Here is a 21,164-nt window from a genome sequence, read left to right as displayed (position 1 = left end):
TGATGCTCTCCCGCTCTTCCACAATCGCTCCCTATTCTTGAAGACTGACAGATAGTTGAATAACGATAGACATAAAAAAACCGCCCTTTAAGGACGGTTGCGGTTAAAACTGCACGCCGAGTTGATTCATCGGCCAGTAGCGTACATCCACTTTTCCGACGACGGTATCAGCGGGTACAAACCCGAAATATCTACTATCCAGACTGTCCCGTCTGTTGTCCCCCATTACGAATAAGTGACCTTCAGGGACCTTCTGATGACCCGTCACATCTTCCAAGGTGAAATCTTCCGTAAAAGGCAGGCCATCATTCGGACGGAGTGGGTCGAGGTAACTTTCGTCGACACGTTTACCATTGATATATAACTGATCATCCCGAACAGCAATTTCATCCCCGCTAATTCCGATGACCCGCTTTACATAATCCTCTTGTTCATTTGCGTGAAAAACGATGACCTGCTGCCTTCCTATATCCTGCCAATCGTAGACAGCTTTATTGACCATCAATAAATTCCCGTCATAGAGCGTCGGCTCCATTGATTCGCCGTCTACAATGTAGCTCGCGAATAAATAAGAGCGGAACACAAAAGCCAGCAATAGGGCGATTAATACCGTTCGGATCGCTCTTTTATATTTTTTCATTATTTGCGCCTCCAGGTGTTATGCTACAAACATTTTACCCCGGCTGAGACAAACTTAATCCCCGCTGTACGCTTTCTGTTCCGCTTTTATTTGTATTCTCTTTTCAATATACTTCCCAAGCACCCAAAAGAGCAGAATGCAAACGCCGACAACAATGGATTTCACTGGATTTTGCGCAAACGATGCGATGCTCGAACCTACATAGGCAATTGTAAAAATCATCACGGCTTTGCCCAAAAGGACAGCTAGGATGAATTGCTGCCGGCTGACATTAGATAACCCAGAAACCACATTAATGATGGATGAGGGAGAAAAGGGGAAGCACATGAGCAGGAACAGTGGTCCAAACCCATGCTCTTCCACCCACTTCGTCACTTTCTTCACTTGCTTTTGCCTTGTAATCTTCCTGAACAAACGCTTGTCCCCTAATCGGCGAATAATAAAAAATACGCACAAGGATCCGAAAACGGCCCCAAGCCATGAATAAAGAAATCCTTTGAATAACCCATACACCACAGCATTGGCCAAAACAAAGGCGACAAGTGGCAAAATCGGCAAAAACGCTTCGATAAGAGGAAATAGGATGCCCGGGATTGGTCCAAAACGTTCCAATCCTTCAAGCTGTCTGATGATGTAATCAAATAATTGATCATTCTCCGCTAAATGGCGCCATTGGTTTATTTTTCCAAACACTGAATCCATGATGCTGCTCCTTATGTACACTAGCGACCAGTGTATGCTTTTCTTTATTTTATCTGAAATTCTGCTCCATGCCTACCAGTATGTGAGCCCATATCTAGCATTTCCCCTTCTTGCCACTTTCAACCTTTTTGTAAAACTATCTTGCATACATTGGACCTTTCCGTGGTATAATACAAACAAGAACACTTGTTCGTATTCGGAGGAGAATGACATGAGGTATCTAAAACAAAACGAATTGGATCTCGCTTCCCGCTATTTGTTTTTATCTATGGCCATCACTGTGATCAGGCAGGATCGGAAACACATGGAGCAAGGGAAATTCAAAATCAAGGAGCCGTACATGGAGATGCTCGGAAAAATGGAACTGGAAGCGCGAAAGGAACGGAGAGAACTAAGAAAGCAAATGGATCAAATGAAATTGCAGGTGGTTGAATCAGGCAGGAACGATTCATTTACCTCTTTCCTTTTTTTAGCTCATGGATATGAGGAGAAACGCAACTATTTCAACCCAGCCATCAGAAAAAAAGTGGAAAACATTTTATTCGAGCTTATGAGAAGGTCTCAGCGATCCGTTCAGCACGATGATCAGCAACCAAAGGTGTCGAATGGAAACGGTCCTCAAGAATGACGCGCAAATGAGCGGTTCGCTGGACCTGATTGGCGAACATGCCATCAGAAACGGGAAGATTGACGGACATACCGTTCGCGAATTGAACGGTCGTCGTTTTGTTGGGCTCTCCACGGTAGGAGCGAATATATTTGTGGGCGATCCAGGAGCAGTCTTTTCGTTTCGGGGAGATAATCGGGAAGAAATAAATGCCCATCGCTTCTGATATGACAATCGGGGGTTTGTGCGTGTAACCGGTCAATTGCTTTGTGCCAGCGATCCGACCATCGAGGCTGCTTGCAAAATAACGGCAGGAACGATCGATAAGATCACTTGGACATTTGGAAATGACAAAGCGCTCATCCGTCTCCATAACTTCTGTCATAGCTTGTCCATCCTCTTTGTTTTTGGCTATAAGAGCAATGGTCTGCGGATTAATCTCGTATTCTTTTCCATGAACATATGTCATCCACTACAACACCTCTTTCATTTCAAGTGGCGGCAGCTCTACACTCAGGTCGAACCTACCGCTCATCTTCTTTAATTTACCAAATCACCCGACAAAAGTCTAAACATTCTTAAAAAATGTTTCATTTCGACAATTCTGCTATACTACAATTACACCTTTTCTTCTTTCTGCCCTTTGTTTCCTCTCTGCTCTTCACCACGACCAAAGTCAGGATTAAGTAATGTGAAGAAATCGAGTTCAGGCTGAACCGGTTGATCTTTCATTCGAAACACCTCTCAAGCAAAATTTCATTTAGGAGGAATACACATGTGGAGTCGAAAAAACAAGAAGCCGAAACTGGAGAAAAAGGATTTATCCATCCACGATGTCCGAAAAGCCGTCCATGCCTATGCGGATGCCAAGCCGAGCGATGTTCCTCTAAGTGTGATCATCAAAGAGGACCTTACCTTGGATTATGAACTTTTAGCCCCCTACTTAAAGGCTGTGCCTATTCAAAACTTCTACATGTCCCGGGAAACCTATGAGTTGTTTGAAGAACAGGACCGGAATCTTGCGCTGGATATCGATCTTGTTCAACATGCCGTCGACCAATATATGAAACAGACACAGGAGCTTCCTGTCATAGATGATGACCCATATAAACGGATAAGTTATTATAAGCTAGAAAATCATCATTTGTTACAACGCAGACCAGAACGTGACTTTTATCTTACAAAAGAAGAATTTATGATCACCTACAAAAAGCCTGAATAATCAGCGATCAGCCGTCCCTAATGTCATCCCGCCATCCACAACGATTTCCGTTCCCGTACAATAGGAACTGTCGTCAGAAGCAAAAAAAGCAATAGCTTTCGCTATTTCCAGGGGCTGCCCGATCCTGCCGAGCGGGATCGAATCATAAAATTCCGGTACCCCTTTTCCCTCTGTCGCCATCTCAGTCTCAACCCCGCCTGGGTGAACCATATTGACACGAACCCCTGATGGTCCGAGTTCAATAGCTGCAGCTTTTGACATCGCCACCACAGATGCTTTCGTTGCTGCGTATGCAGATGACTGACTAATCGGAGCGAAAGAAGAGATAGATAAGTTATTGACGATGGAACCCTTCCCTTGTTCGATCATATAAGGGATAGCTGCCTGCATTCCGAAAAAGACCCCCAGCTGATTTACTTGGATCAATTGCTCATACTCCTCCGCTTTCATCTCTATAAAAGGTTTGCGGATCAACAGGCCAGCATTGTTCACAAGCACATCCAACCGGCCGAATTTCTTCACGACCTTAGCCATTACAGCTATCCATTCCTCATTCTTCGTTACATCTAACTGTACAGCAAATGCTTCCGGAGACCCTGTAGATGTTACCACCTCTTCAGCAAGGTTGACATTTCGCGCCCCAAACGCCACCTTTGCGCCAAGAGATAACAAATATTCTGCAATTGCCTTTCCCTGTCCACGATTTGCACCAGTCACCAACACAACTTGACCCTCTAATTTTTTCACCATCTTTAAGCTCCCTTCCATCCATCATTCCGTTATTTTTCACACAATCAGCAAAGTTTATTAAAGTATTTGGCATGATTGTGTAAGACTAAGTTTCGAGACTTTTCTGGGTTCGTTTGCCGCATTGAGTGCCAGGGGTGGTTGGGAAGCTACTCGCTTTCCTGTGGGGGAGCGCCGAGCTTCCTCGGACTTTGTCCTGCGGGATCTCGCCTATCTCCTTCTCCCACGGGAGTCTCGCAGCTTCCCAACCACCCCATTCAATGTGTACGTGAAACGAACCCCTTTACCGAGGATGAGTGTTTTCCACAATTCCTGGTCTATAGTAATAAAGCGCTCTAGACTAAGCTTTTCCATTCAGAATGGCGGTCATGGAAGTTCATACTCCTCCACTTTCCTTGTGAGTAAAAGCAACTTATTCCAGAAGTTTAGAGATCCTTATATGGCAAAGGGGCGGAGGGGAATGGCGAGACTCCTGTGGGAAAAAAGTGCTTGGTGAGACCCCGCAGAGCGAAGCTCGAGGAGGCTCACCGCGCTCCCACGGAAAGCGAGTCATTCCCCGCAGCCCCCCCTCCACTCAACAAAAGTCTCGAAACTGAGTCTTCAAGAAAAGGGAGCTTTTGTGGGATAAGAAAAGACAAAAAAAGTGCCCATGCTCACGTGAGCATGGGCCAAAAGAGACGACTGGTTAACTTTTGAGTGAGGGAATAAATTGTTGGAAAAGTTCTTTTGAGAGGAAAGACTTTTCCATGACACTCATCAGTAAACAACGTTACTGACCTATTTATGACAACCAAATCATAAATAGTTATGAGATAAATAAGCATCACCGCTTATCTGTTTCTATTGTAATATATCCTAGGTCCGGATTCACCGAAAAAAAGTTGCGGAGGTCCGCAAACTGGTGCGAATTTTCTAGTAAATGACATGCGACAACTGAATCTTCCAATCACGTATATCGGACAATATGATCCATCTCCTTTGTCAATTGGGTTTCTTCTGTTGCAAATTGACGTTGAAGTGATTCGAGATCAAGAAGAGCTTCATGAGTCTTTTTTCTAATTTCCCTTACTTCTTCATGAGAGGATTGAATCTTATTCTGGACGAACCAATCCACAAGTAAACCATCCAAAAAATAGTCAGCAACTGTCAAACCGCCAGATATACGGAGGTTAATATCGTAATGATTGCCAAGGTCCTCAATTTCATTTGCGAACTTCCGCAAGTGTCTTTGTGCGGTGTGAATGGCGGTATCTGCATCATCTACACGCGAATGCTTGACGGCCGTAGTCAAAAGCCCCCCTCCCAGCATATCCAGTGCTCCCCAGTTTTCAGCAGAAGTCAACGAAACCGATGCTTTTTCCAAGGATTGCATGGCGGACTGCCCTGCATGGATCGCCTCATTAATTTCAACCAACTCCGCCTGGAGCATGGATCGTTTTTCACTAAGTTTAAGCAACCGCTCGCCTTTTTCCTCACCTTTAGAAATAAGGAATTGCTTCTTTCTCTGGTACAGCCCCTCATACTCCGCTTTCGGATTTCCACAAGCTGTGATTCTCTCAGAAAGAGCTTTTTCTTCCTTTTTTACCTCAAGAGCTGATTGATGAGCTTCCCTCCATTTCAAGCGAGCCTCCACAGCCTCACGCTTCTCTTGTTCCACTCTCTCCAGCTTTTTACCTGTGATCGTAACAAATAGATTCGTAAGGCTCATGCGTTCCAGTTTTTCGACATCTTCTTGTTCTTCCTTGAGCTTTTCTAAGTAGTGCTGTTCTTTAGCACGCAGTTCTTTATGTTCTTTTTTTAATTGTTCCCTCTCTCTATGTAGACGTTCTTTCTCGAGATATCTTCTTCTAGCTTCCATTAATGATTCATGTAATTCTTCCATCACTCTTCCCCCTTTCTATTTTCTACGTCTCGCAAAAGAAAAAGTTCCAACCATCCCCAATAACATTGCAAGCGAAGAGGAAGATTTAAAAAGCTCAAAGTCTGAGAGACTTTGAGCTTTTTGTATAATGTGATCTTATTTAGAATTCGTAAGTTGTTCCCGTAAATTTTTGCGAAGGATTTTTCCTGTCGTATTTTTAGGAAGCTCTGACATAAATTCAATGCGAGAAGGAACCTTATACTTCGCTAAATGATCCCGGCAATATTCGGTCAGTTGTGCTTCTGTTAACGTTGGATTTTTAGATACGACAAAACTGATGACCGTCTCCCCTAATTCAGGGTCAGGTGTTCCTACAACTGCAACTTCAGTGACATCTTCGTGTTGGTACAATACTTCTTCTACTTCTCTTGGATAGACGTTATATCCTCCAACAAGGATCATATCTTTTTTACGATCGACGATGTAAAAATATCCGTCCTCATCCTGACGAGCCATGTCTCCTGTATATAACCAACCATCCCGAATCGTAACAGCAGTCTCTTCAGGAAGTTTATAATATCCCTTCATGACATTCGGACCTTTGACAATCAATTCGCCTACCTCACCGTCAGGAAGCTCTTCGCCCAGTTCATCCACCACTTTATTTTCGACATTTTTAATATTTTGCCCGATGGATCCTGCTTTTCTTGGTCGATCCAAGGGGTTGAAAGCTGTAACAGGTGAGGCTTCTGAGAGTCCATAACCTTCCGAAACACGTACGTTGAACTGTTTTTCAAATGATTCCAATAAAGCGACCGGCAAGGAGGAACCTCCAGAAATGCAAAGACGCATGTGGCGGAACGTTGGTGCCTGTTCTTTTCCGGTCTGTAATAAATAGTTATACATGGTCGGTACACCCGCGAACACCGTTGCCTCGTGTTCTTCCGCAGTTGCAAATACTTCTTGAGGAGAGAATTTAGGTACGATTAGAACGGTTCCGCCATTCATGACGGGAGCGTTTAAACAGACCGTCAAGCAGAAAACATGAAACATTGGTAACGTAGCAATCACACGATCATCTGAAGTGATTTGCAGGTAATCCGCTACATCCGTCGCGTTCGAGTATAAATTTTGATGTGTGAGCATCGCGCCTTTCGGTTTTCCTGTTGTTCCGGATGTGTACAGAATAACTCCCACGTCCTGATCATCAAGTGGAGAGGCTTTATAATCTAAACTTCCGTCCGCAACAACACTTGTAAACGATTTCATTTTTTCGTTTAATGAAGAAGTCTCCAAATCCACACCAGTTCCGGTGTCTGCTACAAAATAGTGGCCAACATCGAGGTCATGGTCCATAACTTCAAACTTCTCGATCAATACATCCATCGTCATCACAGCCTTGACGTCTCCATTTTTCAAAATGTAACTCATTTCATCAACGGTGTACGTAGGATTAATTGGTATGACGGTTGTTCCTGCTCGGAGTGCTCCGTAAAGTCCAATCATGAACAAAGGACTGTTGCCGCTCACAAGCGCCAAATGATCTCCTTTTCCATAACCTAGTTCAGACAACTTAGAAGCGAATTTAGTGACTGTTGCATCAAACTCTTGATAACTCACCCGCTCGCCTTGAAATATGTAGGCATCTTTAGCGGGATGACGCTGAGCCGTAAGCGACAGTTGTTCGCTTAGATTCATGTATGCTCCCCCTTAATTATGAATGAATAGTCATTCATTATATTAATTTTCAATATAATTATAAAATACTGAAAACTATTTAGCAACATTTGTCGTCCTAAGGCACCTGGAGTGGAATTAACAAAAAAGGAACGATCCTTAGGTGAGGACCGTTCCTTTTTTGTTAATATACCATATCAAGAAAATCTTCTTTGCTGATTTTACCCAGGTAGTGAGAAACATCCACATCACCTAGAGCTTCAGATATCGCCTGGCGTTCATACTTCGTGCCAATTAGTTTTTCTTCAATCTCATTGATGTCTCCAACACCAAAGAAATCACCAAAGATCTTCGCATTCTGAATGTGCCCTTTGGCTACATCGAGACGAATGTCATAGCTGCCGGCACCTTCAATTCGTTTCGTATGCTGAATGTTGAACTTCGGAGACTTGCCGTAATTCCAGTCCCAATTTTTATAGCGTTCTTCTGCCAGCTTGTAAATGTTTTCCCAATCTTCTTTCGTCAACTTATATTGAGGAACATCCTTCACATCTTCGACATTGAAAATATAGCGGAGGATCAAGTTCTTGAACTCTTCCATAGAGATTTTTTCATCAAGGAATTCAGAAATATTTGCGACACGACTACGAATCGATTTAATTCCCTTCGACTTGATCTTCTCCGTTTTCACGTTTAAAGCAGAAACAACGTTCTCAATTTCTGAGTCAAGCATTAATGTACCGTGACTGAACATACGGCCCCGGGTTGAGAATTGGGCATTCCCTGAAATTTTCCTGCCATCTTCTGCCACAATATCATTACGTCCGGACAACTCTGCGTTTACACCCAATTTCTTCAGTGCTTCCGTTACCGGTTTTGTGAATTTAGCGAAATCATGAAAGCTGTCCCCATCGTCCTTCGTAATGAAACTGAAGTTCAAGTTTCCTAGATCATGATACACCGCACCTCCGCCGGAAAGACGACGAACAACATGGATCCCGTTTTCCTCTACATAGCTTGTATTGATTTCTTCCACCGTATTTTGATTTTTACCAATGATGATGGAAGGTTCGTTGATATAGAACAGTAAGTAAGTGTTGTTGATATCGAGATTTTTTAATGCGTATTCTTCAATGGCCAAGTTAATGCGAGGATCATTAATCCCCTCATGGTCAATAAAAAGCATGCGTTTCATCCTTTCAGTCCGTATTGTCCATGTACCATTGTAATCGTTTAGGGGCTTGGAAACAATTCATTTACTCCATGTAAGCCCTTCGTCCGCCAGTTGAATGGTTCCGCCGAAGATATCCTCCGCTTCCTGACGCAGCCTCGTCAGCTGCCCAAAGTGTGGCAAATGACTGAGCCATAATGTCTGCACATTGCCCTCTTCAGCAATGGTGGCTGCCTCTGTACTCGTCATATGCCCCGCTTTCTTTCCGTCCATGTCTTTATAAAAGTTTGTATCTGTAATCAGAAGGTCCGCATTTTTTGCAAATGTCGCCCACTCCTTGAAATAGCTTGTATCTGCTGTGTAAACCGCCGTGTCATTACCATCAGAAATCCGCATACCATAACAAGAGACAGGATGATTCGTTTTTTGGAATTGGATGGAGAAAGGACCTACTTCCAGTGTTTTACCAGGCTCATAAGCTATTCCTTTCGTATATTGATGTGTTAACGTTTCAAACTTACCCTTCTCTTCTTTATGGCCATAGATTGGGAGCGTTTTGTTTGTCTCTGCAATGGTATTCTGAACAAGGCAGGCATATTGAAGAGGTCCAATATCTGCAATGTGGTCATGATGATAATGAGAAAGAACGACCGCATCCAGTTCATCTACCTTCTTAAATTGTTGCAGCCGTGATAACACACCGCTCCCACAATCGACTAGCATCGAAAACCCGTCTTTTTCAAATAAATACCCAGAAGTTGCACTACCCGCTGCAGGGTAAGCTCCCCAATAACCGATAATTGTCACTTTCATTTTCATCACTCCTAAAACTTTTAGCCTAATTGTACATTGTTTTATAACAGATGGTTGATTTCTGAATATTGTTATAATACAATGGTTTTACATTAAAAATTAATTGGAGGCGATTTACAGATGATGAGTGTTCTTGAGTTCTTCCGTAACCTTCCGAAAAAGCACTGCTCCAACTGCGGGAATGTGATCCAGGAAAAAGCTGACTGCTACGGCAACATTTGCGACGAATGTGACCATCCGGCCCGCTAAGTCTAGTATTCCACAAAAAACATAAGAAAGAACATGAGATTTGGAGCAGCTGTCAAAGGCTGCTATTTTTTTTGCCTTTTTTTCCCCTTTTTCATAATAGCTCCCTATTGTGGAAGACTCGATTTCGAGTCTTTCGCAATCCTGCTATATAGCTCAATAAATTTTTGGATCACAAAAAAACTATCCATCCGGCAGGGTGCTACTGGATGGATAGTTTTTTGCGTTTTGTGGAATTTCTTACAAGCAGCTGATGAGGATAGACATATCTGTTCGGGGCAAGAGCACCAGGATGCAAGAGTTGTTGGATTAACACTTCAACCGTTTTATCAGCCATTTGTTTCACAGGTTGTTCAATCGTTGTAACGGAAGGAACCATCAATAAAGAGATCATCTGGTTATCAAAACCGACGACGGCTAAATCATCTGGAATCACCCAATTGGATGAGGAAGTCGCTTCATAAATTAACCCGGCAGCAACCTCGTCGCTTCCAGTAAATACACCATCTACATGTGGAAGCTCATCCTTAATCATATGAAAGACTTTTTGACCATCACTGACATCCATGGCCCAGTCAATCGCTAAATCTTCCTGAAAAGAAAGTCCATATTCAGACAAAGCTTCCGTAAAACCTTCTTTCCGTTTTTTTGACAAGTGACTTTCAGGCCCACCACTTACATAGGAAATGTGTGTGCACCCCTGTTCCAACAGGTGAATGGTCGCTTCATATGCCGCTTGCTTGTGATCCATATGAATCATAGAAATGCTGGACTCGTCCATATATTCATTACAAAAAACGATAGGTCCACACTCTAAAAAAGGTTTAACATCTTCCCAATCATTAACAAGTGAAGCCATAATCACACCGTCCACTTGCTTCGTCTTCAATAATTGTAAGTAATCCATTTCTTTTTTCTTGGAATCATGTGTTTGACAGACGATGACTTGATATCCCCACTCGGAAGCTTTTTCCTCCATCGCCTCTATCAAATTACCGAAAAAAGGATTTGTCAGGCGTGGCAATAGAACGGCGATCGTCTCCGTTTTTTGACTTCGAAGACGACGGGCGGAAGAATTGGGAACATATCCAAGGTCGTTCATGGCTTGAATGATTCGCTGTCTTTTTTCATCTGTCACGTAAGGCTGATCATTGATGACCCGGGAGACCGTTGTCCTCGATAATCCAGCCAGTTTCGCTACATCTTCAATCGTAGCCATACTTACTCCCCCTCAATGCTTTCTTGAAAACGTTTCCAATTCCAATCATACTAATCATTCAGTTTTCTTGCAAGCCCTTTCATATATTGATATAGATTCACTAAAACCTTAAATAACCTTCCCACACATATTAACCCATCACGAATAATAAAATTAGAAAAAGGAAAAAACAGGGAGATGATTCACCTGAGAAAAGTTTTGATTATCGCAGATCCGGGTGTTGATGATGCGTTTGCTATTATGTATGCCCTTCTCCACCCTGAAATTGAAGTCGTGGGGATTGTGGCAGAATATGGGAACGTTAGTCAGGATATCGCATTAAAGAACACAGCTTACCTGCTTCAATTGGCTCAAGAACCTGATATACCAATTATTAAAGGAGCAGATAAACCTCTGACAGGAGCACCACCTGAATTTTTCTTTGATATACACGGAGCCCACGGTCTCGGGGAAATCATCCCAACGATTGAGACTCCTGACCATGAACGTTTTCAAAAAGTTTACGAACTGATCGATACATATGGGGAAGATTTGACCATTATTAACCTGTCCCGTTTTACTTCTCTCGCTCTTACCTATATCCAATCTGAAAGCAACATTGATAAATCAGGAGATATCTATGTAATGGGAGGTGCGTTTTTCGTACCTGGTAACCGCACTTCCGTTGCTGAAGCTAACGTGTACGGAGACCCTCAAGCCGCCAAAATCGTAGCCGCTCATGGAGAAAATGTAACCTTTGTCCCTTTGAATGTAAGCAACCGCGCGGTGATCCCTCTGGATACGATAAAAAAAGTGGCGGCTGAGAACGACACACCATTTTCAAAAATCATCTTTCCCATCATGGACTACTACAGTACCCAATACGAATCCATCATTCCTGGCATTGATGGTGCCCCTCTTCATGACGTTACATTAATCTCTTATTTGATGAATCCTGAAGATTACAAGGTTGTAGAAAGACAAGTGAGTGTAAATGCGATCGGGCCTTCTCAAGGGCTAACCTACGCTGACTTCCGCCCGGCACCTGAATATATTGAAGATTATCCCATGCACAATATCATTATTGACTTCAATCGAAAAGCCTTCATCAAAGACTTCGTCGATATTATGACAGCCAAATAGTAAAAAAAGAATGGATAGAAAAAGGAAGCATTCTTAAGAATGCTTCCTTTTTAATGATAGAGAAAGTCTATGACATTTTGAACAGCAGTTTCTCCCTGATCGATGCAATCTGGCAGACCGATTCCTCTGTAAGAATTACCTGCAAGATATACACCTGGAAGGTCCTTTTCCATTTGTTCCGTAATCTCATTCACCCTCTGTTTGTGACCGACTGTATATTGAGGCATCGCGTCATACCATCGGGTAACAATAGAGAATTCAGGTTTAGCCGTGATATTCATCGTTTTGTTCAGATCATTCAATACGATTTCTTCAATCTCTTCGTCCGTTTTACGAACCACTTCCTGGTCGGAAGGTTTTCCAACATAGCACCTCAGGAGGACTTTTCCTCCCGGTGTCGAATGGGGCCACTTTTTATGCGTCCATGTACAAGCGGTAATACGGAAGTCACTGTTTCTTGAGACGACAAAACCGGTCCCGTCGATATCCTTTTTAATGGCTGAGGCATCGAAGGCCATGGCGACGTTTGCTACAGATGTTGCATTCGTTTCTTTGAACGGTTCTAAGAAGTCATACTGTGACAGCATGCGTTGTACAGCATAATGGGGAGCCGCTAATATAACCGCATCCGCTTCTTTTACCGTCCCATCACTTAATAAAAGATGATAACCATTGGCTTTCTTCTCGATATGATCCACTTTCACGCCTTTTTGGACAGTTCCAGGTTCCAATCTTTCATCGATCGCTTCCACAAGAGAACCGAGGCCGTTTCTTAATGTACGGAACATGCTCGGTTTTTTTTCACCTTTTTTCGGTTTCTTCATCGGATATGTTTGACGCAATCCTTTAATGAGACTTCCGTACTTCTGTTCCAGGTCGTAGAAGTTCGGAAAAGTGGATTGCAGGCTCAAACGGTCAATATCTCCAGCATAAATACCAGACAAGAGCGGTTCAATCAAGTTTTCAACGACTTGGTTTCCAAGCCTTCTCCGGAAAAACAAACCGAGGGATTGATCTCCCTCTATTGTTTTTTTCGACTTGACCAAATCCAAAGCAGCTCTCGCTTTTCCTACTGGACTGAATAACCCGGAGAAAAGGAATGGACGGACCCTTGTCGGGATCCCCATAAAAGAACCACTTGGCATTTTATGAAGTTTACCATTCACCAAAATGTAGGACTGACCTGTACCGTTTGGGACAAGTTCATCCCCTAGTCCTACTTCTCTCGCAAGCCGCCCGGCACTTTCTTTACGAGCGAGAAAAGAGTCTGGCCCACGTTCGATCGTAAAGCCATCTTTTTGTACCGTATCGATTTTCCCACCTAGGTGGTCGCTGGATTCCAACAATTCAATATCCAAAGGATAGTCTTTCTCCCGTGCTTCTTTTTGTAAGTAGTAGGCAGAGGTTAACCCTGTGATTCCTCCACCTACCACGACGATACGCTTTCTCTCTTCCATAAGTGATCTACTCTTTCACTTTATCCATCACGACACCAGCAAGTGTCTGGATAAACTTCGGATGAGTATTAGGCATTTCTGGACGATAGTAGTTAGCTCCGACTTTGTCGCACACGACTTTACATTCGCAGTCGTTATCATAAAGGACTTCCAAGTGGTCGGATACAAATCCAACAGGTGCGTACACAAAACTGCGGTAGCCTTTTTCATGGTAAAGTTCTTCTGTTAAGTCTTGTACGTCTGGGCCGATCCATGGGTCTGGCGTGTTCCCTTCACTTTGCCAGCCAATTTCATATTGCGTAATTCCAGTAGCTTCTGAAATCAGTTCTGCTGTTCTCTTCAATTGATCTGGATAAGGGTCTCCCCCTTCCAAAATCTTCATCGGTAAACTGTGAGCAGAGACAATCAGGCAAGCTTTCTCCTTTTCCTCTTCCGTCATCTTGGTGTATTCCGCTTCAATGACATCTTTCCAATAGTCGATAAAGCCAGGTGCATCATACCAGCTTTCTACGGAACGAATAGAAATGCCGTGCTTTTCTGCTTCCTCTTTGGCGCGACCATTGTACGATTTCACGCTATACGTGGAGTAATGAGGAGCAAGCACGATGGAGACGGCTTCTTCAATCCCATCTTCAGCCATCTGGGCAACTGCATCCTCTACAAATGGTTCAATATGTTTCAGCCCAAGATATACTTTAAATTCAATATCGTCCTGCTTTTCGTTCAATGCATCCTTCAAAGCTTCTGCCTGATCATCTGTAATACGGGCAAGCGGAGAAATTCCACCGATGGCATCATAACGATCACGCAGATCCTGCAGCATCTCATCCGAAGGTTTGCGTCCGCGTCGGATATGTGTGTAATACCTCTCTAGATCTTCTTCTTTGTAAGGCGTCCCATAGGCCATTACTAATAATCCCATTTGTTTTTTTGCCATGTTCCTTCACCTCTTCATCTTTTTTTAACCACGATTAAGATTTCTTGGAATAATCATGAATAAGTTGAGTCAGCCGCTTCAATGTTTCCGGTTTGATATCCGGGGTTACACCGTGGCCGAGGTTAAAAATGTGAGCAGGGTGTTGTCTTCCCTCATCAATGATTTTCTTTGCTCTTTCTTCAATGGTATCCCAGTCCGCTAAGAGCAGTGAAGGATCCAGGTTTCCTTGAAGTGGCTTTGTGATCCCTTCATTTCTTGCTTCTGTAATTGACATGCGCCAATCCAGTCCAAGCACATCAACAGGAAGGTCGTCCCATTCATGAATTAGGTGTCTAGCTCCTACACCAAAAGTGATCAGTGGCACGCCTTCCTCTTTCAATTCAGAGAAAATCCGCTGCATCACTGGTTTAATAAACGTACGATAATCTTCAACATTCAAAGAACCAACCCAGGAGTCGAAAATCTGAATCGCACTGGCTCCGGCTGCGACTTGTGCTTTTACGTAAGCAATCACCATGTCTGCCAGTTTGTCCATGAGTGCGAACCATGTCATCGGCTCACTGTACATGAGTGACTTGGTTTTATTGTAATTTTTTGATGGCCCACCTTCAATCATATAGCTCGCCAGGGTGAATGGTGCCCCACTGAAACCGATCAATGGGACTGTGAGTTGTTCTTTTGTTAATAGACGGATCGTGTCCATTACATAAGGCACATCATCTTCAGGGTCGATGGTTCCGAGCTTTTCAATATCCGCTTTCGTTTTTATCGGATTGTGAATGACCGGCCCGATGCCTTTTTTTATTTCCACGTCCACGCCAATAGCAGGAAGTGGAGACATAATGTCCTTGTAAAGAATCGCCGCATCGACACCGTATTGCTCCACTGGAAGACGTGTCACATAAGCACAAAGTTCAGGGTCATGGGTGATTTCGAATAATGAGTACTTTTCTTTCAGTTTACGATATTCCGGCTGTGACCGCCCGGCCTGACGCATGAACCAGACAGGTGTATGGTCTGTCTCTTCCCCACGGAAAGCTTTTAAAATCGTGTCATTTTCAATTTTGTTCATCTTCAGAACTCCTTTTCCCGTTCAACATTTATCCGCTTACAACTATAACGATTTATTGTTCTTCTGTATAGAAAAATGGAACATTTGTCATGATTTTGTGCTTTTTTTCACAGGTCCCAACTCAGGCTTACCGTATTGGAAGGCTGACCTTTCTTCCCTGTCAGTGGATCTACGGGTACGACGTAATAGCTCGTCTTGTCAAAGATACCAAAAGCACTAACCTTAAACTCGTTTTTCCCCGTCACTTCACCGACTTTAACATCTTCTCCGTTTTCTTTCCTGAAAATACGGTAGACAATTCGCTCATCATCAGGAGCGGACCAACGAATCGTCCCTCTTAATGAAGCAAGACCGGATAAATTGAGACTTCCTGTTACGTCCGTTAAAACGGGAAGATCCACAGGTTCAGGTAAGCTTTCCACCCCTTCCGGTTGTTCAAAAGTAGCGGCCAGATTTTTTTCCTGATCGATCCTTGTTAATATTTCCTTCATGAGGCGAGTCGGATAAGCACTGCTTCCATCAATCTTTCCTGATTGATCGTAGCCCATCCAGAGCGCCCCAGCATATTCAGGTGTGTACCCCGCAAACCACACATGCTGGTCCTGGTGAGTCCCTGTTTTCCCTGCTAATGCTTTAGGATAATTACCAGCCTTCGCTGTTCCTTCCTCTACAGCCGTCTGAAGGATTTCTGTTAAATACCAAGCTGTCTGTGCGTTGAATACTCCTGTTTCATCAGCAGCATGTTCATGGATGACCTTGTCATTTCGGTCCAGAACTTTTGTAATGGTATAGCTTTCTTGTCTCTTTCCGTTTTGACCAAGTGCACCATAAGCTTCAGTCATTTGCAGAGGGGTGTATCCATCAGACAATCCACCGAGAGCAATGGATAAACCATTATCTTTTGTCGTTAACCCGGCTTTCTCCAAATATCCTTTGGCATAAGAGATACCAATTTGATCAAGGAGCCATACGGCGGACACATTCTTAGACTCGATCAAAGCCTGGTACAACGAGACTTCGCCTTCATATTGATCATCATAATTATTTGGAGAATAATCATTTGCGCCAAACGTCTGCTTTTCATCAGATAATAGACTGAATGGATCATAATCTCCTGTCATCATGGCCGGACCATAGACGGCAAATGGTTTAATGATGGAAGCAGGAGCCTGTTTCGCCCGGACACGGTTGAAATCACCATGTTTAAAATCACGTCCACCAACAACTGCAACAAGCGCACCTGTGGAGTGGTCCATAAGAGTGAAAGCTCCTTCGATCGACCCCGAGGAACCTGGGACGAACTCGCCGTTTTTCATTCCTTCTGCAGCTATTTTCTGGATGGTGGGGTCCATTTCTACAACCAACCGGTATCCACCACGTTTTAACTCATCACGAGAGATATGATACTTCTCCGCTGCTTCATGGATGACGAGATCTACATAACTATTAGACCATGTTTCACCCGTTTCCTCTGCACGCTTAACGGCAAGCGTCGAACCTTGCATTTGCTTCATTACGGTTGCGTCAATTTTTCCTGTGTCGTACATCCGTGATAACACAACATTCCTTCTCTGCTTGGCGTGATCCGGGTTATCGAACGGAGAATACGTATTCGGAGCCTTAGGCAAGCCTGCAAGCAGAGCTCCCTGGGCAATCGTCAATTCAGAAGCAGACTTTTGGAAATAATGCTGAGAAGCAGCTTCAATGCCATACGTCCCTTCCCCGAAATAAATACGATTCAAATACAATTCTAATATTTTTTCCTTTGAATAGTTGCGCTCCAAGTAAAGAGCAGCCATGACTTCTTTCGTTTTTCTCATCCACGTCTTTTCATTTGAAAGGAAAATGTTTTTGGCCAGCTGCTGAGTAATGGTACTAGCACCTTCCACCTTTTTCATGGCGATGATATCTTTATAGACCGCTCGCATAATCCCTTTAAAATCCACACCGGAATGCTCTCTGAACCGGCTGTCCTCTATACTTATGAACGCATCCTTGACGTGCTCGGGAACCTCTTGAATGGATACGTTCTTTCTGTTTTTCGTATAAATTCGTTCGATCACTTCACCTCCGGCTGTCTCCACGGTCGTCATTTCATCAAGAATCAGATCCTCTTCATTTACGACAAACCGTCCTCCGAATAATATGATCAGGTAACCAATTCCTGCGAGCAACACGAGGGTCAGGAAGATGAGGGCCGGCCACTTCCATCGCCCGGACCAAGAAGATAAGCGTTCTTTTAAATCTTTGATGTTCAAATGGCGTGCATCCTTTCTGTTTCTATCCTTCAAACTTGCCACCATGGAACCCTGCTTGCTAAACTGAAGATAACGCAGGAAAGGAGACATTCGGCTATGAAAGTATCGATGACCAATGGTACATTGAATTACTTATCCAAACTGAGTCAACAACACCCTGAAGCATCACTGTTTTTCATGCAGGATCAAGACAAAACGGTCGCCTATTATGAAGGGGAAGATACGTCCATATTTGAAGAAGGACGCAACTATGAAACCGTCGATCATGTGGGTACGATGCAATCGAAAGGTTATGTTGTCATGAACAACATCCCAGTGAGTGACGAAGGCCGTCCTGTTTTTGAAGACCGTTTCAAAAAAAGAGCGGGCAATGTAGAAAATCGTGAAGGCTTTCAAGCCATTCGCATCCTTCGCCCTTTAAAAGGCAATACGTACGTTGTCCTTACTCAATGGCGCAGTGAACAAGATTTCGAAGACTGGAAGAACTCCAAGTCTTTTGATGAAGCTCACAAAAAATCCGGTCCTCAGCACCAGAAGAAGCCATCGTTTATTGATGGCGATGCGTACATTACAAAATATCAAATGATTGAACTCGAAGAGTAGCATAGGAAAAGTGAGCGGAAAACCGCTCACTTTTTTTACTCCTCTTGTTTTTCGGGTTCACTGTCCATGACTTCCTGTTGGAAGAAATCGTCTAAATCCCGAACGGATTGCTCCCCTGAAATTCGCGCCTGTTCTTCCCCGTTTTCGAAATGAATGAGAGTAGGCGTTCCTTCAATCCCGTATTTGTTCCACTGACTTTCAAATTCTTTTACGTTCATTTTTTTGACATCCAGATCGTATTCCTTCACGATCGGCATCATTCTTGGGGTCGTACGTTGACAGTGGACACATGTCGGATCGTAAAAATAAACGGTTGTAGGCTCTCCTGATTGAATCTCTTCCTCAAGAGCATCTGGTTGAATCTGGTTTTGATAATTAGGATCATCCAATTGATCAATGGTTGCCTGATGCAAGTCTTCTTTCCCATACGGATTATCTGCTGTTTTTTCGGAGTTTTGATAGTTCACGACAAATACAAGAACTACAACAAGGACCACAAGGGCGCTTGCAAAGATAATCATACCTTTTTTCATACGTTATTCCTTCCTTTCTTTACAACGACAAATAAATGAACAATAAAAATAATGATGAAAGCAATGCCTGCTAAAAACGGAATCGTCACGAACCCGAAAACATTGATGTATTGACCATTACAAGGAACAAGGCCGCATGTGTCTGCCGCTGAAAGCGACGGGATCTTCTGCAGCATGTAATGGTAAATAGAAACGAACATACCAATTCCGCTCATGATGATTGCAGGGAAAGCTACATCCCATTTCTTTTTCCATAAAGCTGTCCCATAAATGAGCACCAGCGGGTACATCAGTATTCTTTGATACCAGCACAGTTCACAAGGAGCGTACCCGAGAACCTCTGAAAAGAACAAGCTCCCGACAGTAGCAACGAGTGATGTTGCCCATAGCAGGAACAACGCTGTTTCCATACTTTTCTTCATATTTTGTATCCTTTCTACCTCTCTCTCATGCCATTATACTAGGTATTCTCTCGAAAACAAAGTAGTTTCATAGTCCTTCACACCTTTGTCATTTCCTTAAAAGATGCTGCTCTCGAAATGAAAAAAACCGCCTGTAAGCGGTCCTCTTCTTTCATTTCTAATTTTTAAGTAATCCATTCCTGTGGGCATAAACGGCCGCCTGGGTACGGTCCTGAACCTCTAACTTACTTAAAATGTTGCTAACATGAGTTTTCACTGTTTTGACTCCTATATAGAGCGCATCACTGATTTCCTGATTCGTCATACCTTCCCCCACACATTTCAACACTTCCAGTTCACGTTTCGTAAGCTCTTCATGTGGTTTTCGATCTTGTCGGAAACGGGTCATCATTTTTGTAGCCACTTTCGGTTCAATCACATTTTGACCGCGAGCCGCTTTTCGTATGGCTTCTGCAATTTCATCGGCTGAAGATGTTTTCAGCATATAACTAAACGCACCTGCTTCAAGCGCCGGAAAAACTTTTTCATCATCGTAATAACTTGTCAAAATGATGATTTTACAGGATTCGGTTTTCATGATTTCTTCTGTCGCTTCAATTCCAGTACCATTTTCCATAATCAAATCCATGAGAACAACATCCGGTTTTTTCTCTTTAACCAGCGTTGCTCCTTCATACCCACTGCTCGCTTCTCCCACGATGTCCAAATCTTCTTCTGTACTTAAATAGGCAATGACACCTTTACGGACGACATCGTGATCATCAATGACTACGACACGAATCATTCCTTTTCCCCCTTTTCATTTACTTTTACAGGAACACGGACATCAATATGTGTCCCTTCTCCTTTTCTTGAACGTAAAGAGTAAGTGCCACCAATTTCCTCACACCGTTCGCGCATCGTTTTCAATCCATAAGAGGCCTTATTGGCTTTTTTATCTTCTGTATCAAAACCGACACCGTTATCGGCAATATGTAGGAAAATCTCCTTTTGGTCATGAGTGGCTTCCACCTTCACCTCTGAGGCATTGGCATGTCTCAATATATTCGAAAGTGCTTCTTGGACGACCCGGAACAATTGCTCTTCTACTGACGTTGGCAGCTCACCTAAATCTTCCATATCTACATCAAAATCAATCTGACACTTTTGACGCAATTCTTCTATGAGTGTTTTAATCCCCTCCGTCAGTGGTTCTCCTGACAAATGAACCGGCCTTAAGTGTAAAAGGAGCGCCCTCATTTCTGTTTGAGCCTGAAGGGCCATTTGAGTAATTTCCTGAAGCTGTTCTTTTGCTTTTTCCGGACGACGGTCAAAGATCTTTTCTGTCGCCTGCGCCATCATCGTTAAAGCAAATAACTGCTGGCTCACGGCATCATGCAAATCTCGGGCAAGTCGTTGCCGCTCTTCAATCGTTGCCGCTTTGTGAGCCGTACGTGCCAGCTCGCTTTTTTCATCGGCGAGCTTTACAAGTGAATCCTTCTGTTGCTCCAGCTTCTCGCCAAGTACATTCAATTCATCCCCTACAGCAGCGATTTCATCATTTTCATTAAAGTAAATCCGTTTGCTGAAGTTCCCCCTCGAAAGCTGGGTAATCATCATCGATATGTAATCCAGCCGATGTTTGACATCCCCACTCGACCGAAAGCCCGCATACAGAGACATGATAAACCCAAGGACAACATAAAGCAGGATGAACATTAAAATGGCCCCTGCACTCAACCAATCCGGTTGAAACCATACGTAAATAGACAATAGGATACTTAGCAGGATAAACGTATTTAAAATGAGTCCATAAAGATGTGATCGGATATACATGTAACGTATGCTATTCAATTGCTTTAACATGCTCCCCCAC

Annotated in this window: 22 protein-coding genes; 5 read left to right on the top strand and 17 right to left on the bottom strand. The window is 43.4% G+C overall.

Features of this window, described 5'->3' with window-relative positions; translation table 11 throughout:
• Window positions 1-103: 103 nt before the first annotated feature.
• Both lepB and BLS23_RS16935 read right to left on the bottom strand, forming a co-directional pair.
• Window positions 104-640 carry a signal peptidase I gene (lepB, locus tag BLS23_RS16940; protein ID WP_089654235.1) on the bottom strand — a complete coding sequence of 179 codons (537 nt, stop codon included), beginning with the start codon at window positions 638-640 and terminating at the stop codon, window positions 104-106.
• 54 nt (window positions 641-694) lie between these two features.
• Window positions 695-1,342 carry a TVP38/TMEM64 family protein gene (locus tag BLS23_RS16935; RefSeq protein ID WP_089654234.1) on the bottom strand — a complete coding sequence of 216 codons (648 nt, stop codon included), beginning with the start codon at window positions 1,340-1,342 and terminating at the stop codon, window positions 695-697.
• Between the two features lie 211 nt (window positions 1,343-1,553).
• On the opposite strand from BLS23_RS16935, the gene BLS23_RS16930 reads away from it, so the two are divergent.
• Entirely contained in the window at window positions 1,554-1,970 is a 417-nt protein-coding gene (locus BLS23_RS16930) for a YhjD family protein (protein WP_089654233.1), read from the top strand.
• On the opposite strand, the gene BLS23_RS16925 is transcribed toward BLS23_RS16930, so the two are convergent.
• Complete coding sequence (locus tag BLS23_RS16925) at window positions 1,891-2,418, bottom strand: competence protein ComK (protein WP_089654232.1); 528 nt, start codon at window positions 2,416-2,418, stop codon at window positions 1,891-1,893. The genes BLS23_RS16930 and BLS23_RS16925 overlap by 80 nt on opposite strands.
• A 306-nt stretch (window positions 2,419-2,724) precedes the next feature.
• Between BLS23_RS16925 and BLS23_RS16920 the strand changes: the two genes are divergently transcribed.
• A complete protein-coding gene (locus BLS23_RS16920; RefSeq protein ID WP_089654231.1) occupies window positions 2,725-3,171 on the top strand; it encodes a DUF3939 domain-containing protein in 447 nt (148 codons plus the stop codon).
• Here the strand turns inward: BLS23_RS16920 and BLS23_RS16915 are convergent, their stop codons facing one another.
• The 5 genes from BLS23_RS16915 to BLS23_RS16895 all read right to left on the bottom strand — a co-directional run bounded on the left by BLS23_RS16915 (window position 3,172) and on the right by BLS23_RS16895 (window position 9,440).
• Complete coding sequence (locus BLS23_RS16915) at window positions 3,172-3,921, bottom strand: SDR family NAD(P)-dependent oxidoreductase (RefSeq protein WP_089654230.1); 750 nt, start codon at window positions 3,919-3,921, stop codon at window positions 3,172-3,174.
• A gap of 943 nt (window positions 3,922-4,864) precedes the next feature.
• Complete coding sequence (locus tag BLS23_RS16910; RefSeq protein WP_089654229.1) at window positions 4,865-5,800, bottom strand: hypothetical protein; 936 nt, start codon at window positions 5,798-5,800, stop codon at window positions 4,865-4,867.
• Between the two features lie 135 nt (window positions 5,801-5,935).
• Window positions 5,936-7,477, bottom strand: a complete 1,542-nt coding sequence (locus tag BLS23_RS16905; RefSeq protein ID WP_089654228.1) for a fatty acid--CoA ligase family protein — start codon at window positions 7,475-7,477, stop codon at window positions 5,936-5,938.
• A gap of 163 nt (window positions 7,478-7,640) precedes the next feature.
• Window positions 7,641-8,642: a lipoate--protein ligase gene (lplA, locus tag BLS23_RS16900; RefSeq protein ID WP_089654227.1), complete on the bottom strand. Its 1,002-nt coding sequence runs from the start codon at window positions 8,640-8,642 to the stop codon at window positions 7,641-7,643.
• A gap of 66 nt (window positions 8,643-8,708) precedes the next feature.
• Entirely contained in the window at window positions 8,709-9,440 is a 732-nt protein-coding gene (locus BLS23_RS16895; protein WP_089654226.1) for an MBL fold metallo-hydrolase, read from the bottom strand.
• A gap of 120 nt (window positions 9,441-9,560) precedes the next feature.
• Here BLS23_RS16895 and yhfH point away from each other — a divergent pair, with 120 nt between their 5' ends.
• A complete protein-coding gene (yhfH, locus tag BLS23_RS16890; RefSeq protein ID WP_074735206.1) occupies window positions 9,561-9,689 on the top strand; it encodes a protein YhfH in 129 nt (42 codons plus the stop codon).
• Window positions 9,690-9,888: 199 nt separating this feature from the next.
• Here the strand turns inward: yhfH and BLS23_RS16885 are convergent, their stop codons facing one another.
• On the bottom strand, window positions 9,889-10,905 hold the full coding sequence (locus BLS23_RS16885; RefSeq protein ID WP_089654225.1) for a LacI family DNA-binding transcriptional regulator: 1,017 nt from the start codon (window positions 10,903-10,905) through the stop codon (window positions 9,889-9,891).
• Between the two features lie 177 nt (window positions 10,906-11,082).
• On the opposite strand from BLS23_RS16885, the gene BLS23_RS16880 reads away from it, so the two are divergent.
• Window positions 11,083-12,027, top strand: coding sequence for a nucleoside hydrolase (locus tag BLS23_RS16880; RefSeq protein ID WP_089654224.1), 945 nt, complete (start codon window positions 11,083-11,085; stop codon window positions 12,025-12,027).
• A 50-nt stretch (window positions 12,028-12,077) separates the two neighbouring features.
• Here BLS23_RS16880 and hemY read toward each other — a convergent pair whose 3' ends face one another.
• The 4 genes from hemY to BLS23_RS16860 form a co-directional block, all read right to left on the bottom strand.
• Entirely contained in the window at window positions 12,078-13,484 is a 1,407-nt protein-coding gene (hemY, locus tag BLS23_RS16875; RefSeq protein ID WP_089654223.1) for a protoporphyrinogen oxidase, read from the bottom strand.
• 7 nt (window positions 13,485-13,491) lie between these two features.
• Window positions 13,492-14,421 carry a ferrochelatase gene (hemH, locus tag BLS23_RS16870; protein ID WP_089654222.1) on the bottom strand — a complete coding sequence of 310 codons (930 nt, stop codon included), beginning with the start codon at window positions 14,419-14,421 and terminating at the stop codon, window positions 13,492-13,494.
• Between the two features lie 34 nt (window positions 14,422-14,455).
• Complete coding sequence (gene hemE, locus BLS23_RS16865) at window positions 14,456-15,493, bottom strand: uroporphyrinogen decarboxylase (protein ID WP_089654221.1); 1,038 nt, start codon at window positions 15,491-15,493, stop codon at window positions 14,456-14,458.
• Window positions 15,494-15,600: 107 nt separating this feature from the next.
• The gene (locus tag BLS23_RS16860) at window positions 15,601-17,751 is read right to left on the bottom strand and encodes a transglycosylase domain-containing protein (RefSeq protein WP_244157260.1); all 2,151 of its coding nucleotides are present in this window, start codon (window positions 17,749-17,751) and stop codon (window positions 15,601-15,603) included.
• 96 nt (window positions 17,752-17,847) lie between these two features.
• Here BLS23_RS16860 and BLS23_RS16855 point away from each other — a divergent pair, with 96 nt between their 5' ends.
• On the top strand, window positions 17,848-18,354 hold the full coding sequence (locus tag BLS23_RS16855; RefSeq protein WP_089654219.1) for an antibiotic biosynthesis monooxygenase family protein: 507 nt from the start codon (window positions 17,848-17,850) through the stop codon (window positions 18,352-18,354).
• 35 nt (window positions 18,355-18,389) lie between these two features.
• On the opposite strand, the gene BLS23_RS16850 is transcribed toward BLS23_RS16855, so the two are convergent.
• From BLS23_RS16850 to BLS23_RS16835, 4 genes are all read right to left on the bottom strand, one after another.
• The gene (locus tag BLS23_RS16850) at window positions 18,390-18,887 is read right to left on the bottom strand and encodes a thioredoxin family protein (RefSeq protein ID WP_089654218.1); all 498 of its coding nucleotides are present in this window, start codon (window positions 18,885-18,887) and stop codon (window positions 18,390-18,392) included.
• The gene (locus tag BLS23_RS16845; RefSeq protein ID WP_089654217.1) at window positions 18,884-19,309 is read right to left on the bottom strand and encodes a disulfide oxidoreductase; all 426 of its coding nucleotides are present in this window, start codon (window positions 19,307-19,309) and stop codon (window positions 18,884-18,886) included. Before BLS23_RS16845 ends, BLS23_RS16850 begins: the two co-directional genes overlap by 4 nt.
• A 157-nt stretch (window positions 19,310-19,466) precedes the next feature.
• Entirely contained in the window at window positions 19,467-20,093 is a 627-nt protein-coding gene (locus BLS23_RS16840; RefSeq protein ID WP_089654216.1) for a response regulator, read from the bottom strand.
• The gene (locus BLS23_RS16835; RefSeq protein WP_089654215.1) at window positions 20,090-21,154 is read right to left on the bottom strand and encodes a sensor histidine kinase; all 1,065 of its coding nucleotides are present in this window, start codon (window positions 21,152-21,154) and stop codon (window positions 20,090-20,092) included. Before BLS23_RS16835 ends, BLS23_RS16840 begins: the two co-directional genes overlap by 4 nt.
• Window positions 21,155-21,164: the final 10 nt, after the last annotated feature.

The organism is Halobacillus aidingensis, from assembly GCF_900104185.1.
GTDB classification, from domain to species: Bacteria; Bacillota; Bacilli; order Bacillales; family Halobacillaceae; genus Halobacillus; species Halobacillus aidingensis.
The sequence above is the reverse complement of the archived record's forward strand: the minus strand, read 5'-3'. Positions and strand labels throughout refer to the sequence as shown.

Coding starts and splice junctions, on each gene's coding strand:
- lepB (WP_089654235.1), bottom strand. CDS start 640: ATGAAAAAATATAAAAGAGCGATCCGAACGGTATTAATCGCCCTATTG.
- BLS23_RS16935 (WP_089654234.1), bottom strand. CDS start 1,342: ATGGATTCAGTGTTTGGAAAAATAAACCAATGGCGCCATTTAGCGGAG.
- BLS23_RS16930 (WP_089654233.1), top strand. CDS start 1,554: ATGAGGTATCTAAAACAAAACGAATTGGATCTCGCTTCCCGCTATTTG.
- BLS23_RS16925 (WP_089654232.1), bottom strand. CDS start 2,418: ATGACATATGTTCATGGAAAAGAATACGAGATTAATCCGCAGACCATT.
- BLS23_RS16920 (WP_089654231.1), top strand. CDS start 2,725: ATGTGGAGTCGAAAAAACAAGAAGCCGAAACTGGAGAAAAAGGATTTA.
- BLS23_RS16915 (WP_089654230.1), bottom strand. CDS start 3,921: ATGGTGAAAAAATTAGAGGGTCAAGTTGTGTTGGTGACTGGTGCAAAT.
- BLS23_RS16910 (WP_089654229.1), bottom strand. CDS start 5,800: ATGGAAGAATTACATGAATCATTAATGGAAGCTAGAAGAAGATATCTC.
- BLS23_RS16905 (WP_089654228.1), bottom strand. CDS start 7,477: ATGAATCTAAGCGAACAACTGTCGCTTACGGCTCAGCGTCATCCCGCT.
- lplA (WP_089654227.1), bottom strand. CDS start 8,642: ATGCTTTTTATTGACCATGAGGGGATTAATGATCCTCGCATTAACTTG.
- BLS23_RS16895 (WP_089654226.1), bottom strand. CDS start 9,440: ATGAAAGTGACAATTATCGGTTATTGGGGAGCTTACCCTGCAGCGGGT.
- yhfH (WP_074735206.1), top strand. CDS start 9,561: ATGATGAGTGTTCTTGAGTTCTTCCGTAACCTTCCGAAAAAGCACTGC.
- BLS23_RS16885 (WP_089654225.1), bottom strand. CDS start 10,905: ATGGCTACGATTGAAGATGTAGCGAAACTGGCTGGATTATCGAGGACA.
- BLS23_RS16880 (WP_089654224.1), top strand. CDS start 11,083: ATGATTCACCTGAGAAAAGTTTTGATTATCGCAGATCCGGGTGTTGAT.
- hemY (WP_089654223.1), bottom strand. CDS start 13,484: ATGGAAGAGAGAAAGCGTATCGTCGTGGTAGGTGGAGGAATCACAGGG.
- hemH (WP_089654222.1), bottom strand. CDS start 14,421: ATGGCAAAAAAACAAATGGGATTATTAGTAATGGCCTATGGGACGCCT.
- hemE (WP_089654221.1), bottom strand. CDS start 15,493: ATGAACAAAATTGAAAATGACACGATTTTAAAAGCTTTCCGTGGGGAA.
- BLS23_RS16855 (WP_089654219.1), top strand. CDS start 17,848: ATGAAAGTATCGATGACCAATGGTACATTGAATTACTTATCCAAACTG.
- BLS23_RS16850 (WP_089654218.1), bottom strand. CDS start 18,887: ATGAAAAAAGGTATGATTATCTTTGCAAGCGCCCTTGTGGTCCTTGTT.
- BLS23_RS16845 (WP_089654217.1), bottom strand. CDS start 19,309: ATGAAGAAAAGTATGGAAACAGCGTTGTTCCTGCTATGGGCAACATCA.
- BLS23_RS16840 (WP_089654216.1), bottom strand. CDS start 20,093: ATGATTCGTGTCGTAGTCATTGATGATCACGATGTCGTCCGTAAAGGT.
- BLS23_RS16835 (WP_089654215.1), bottom strand. CDS start 21,154: ATGTTAAAGCAATTGAATAGCATACGTTACATGTATATCCGATCACAT.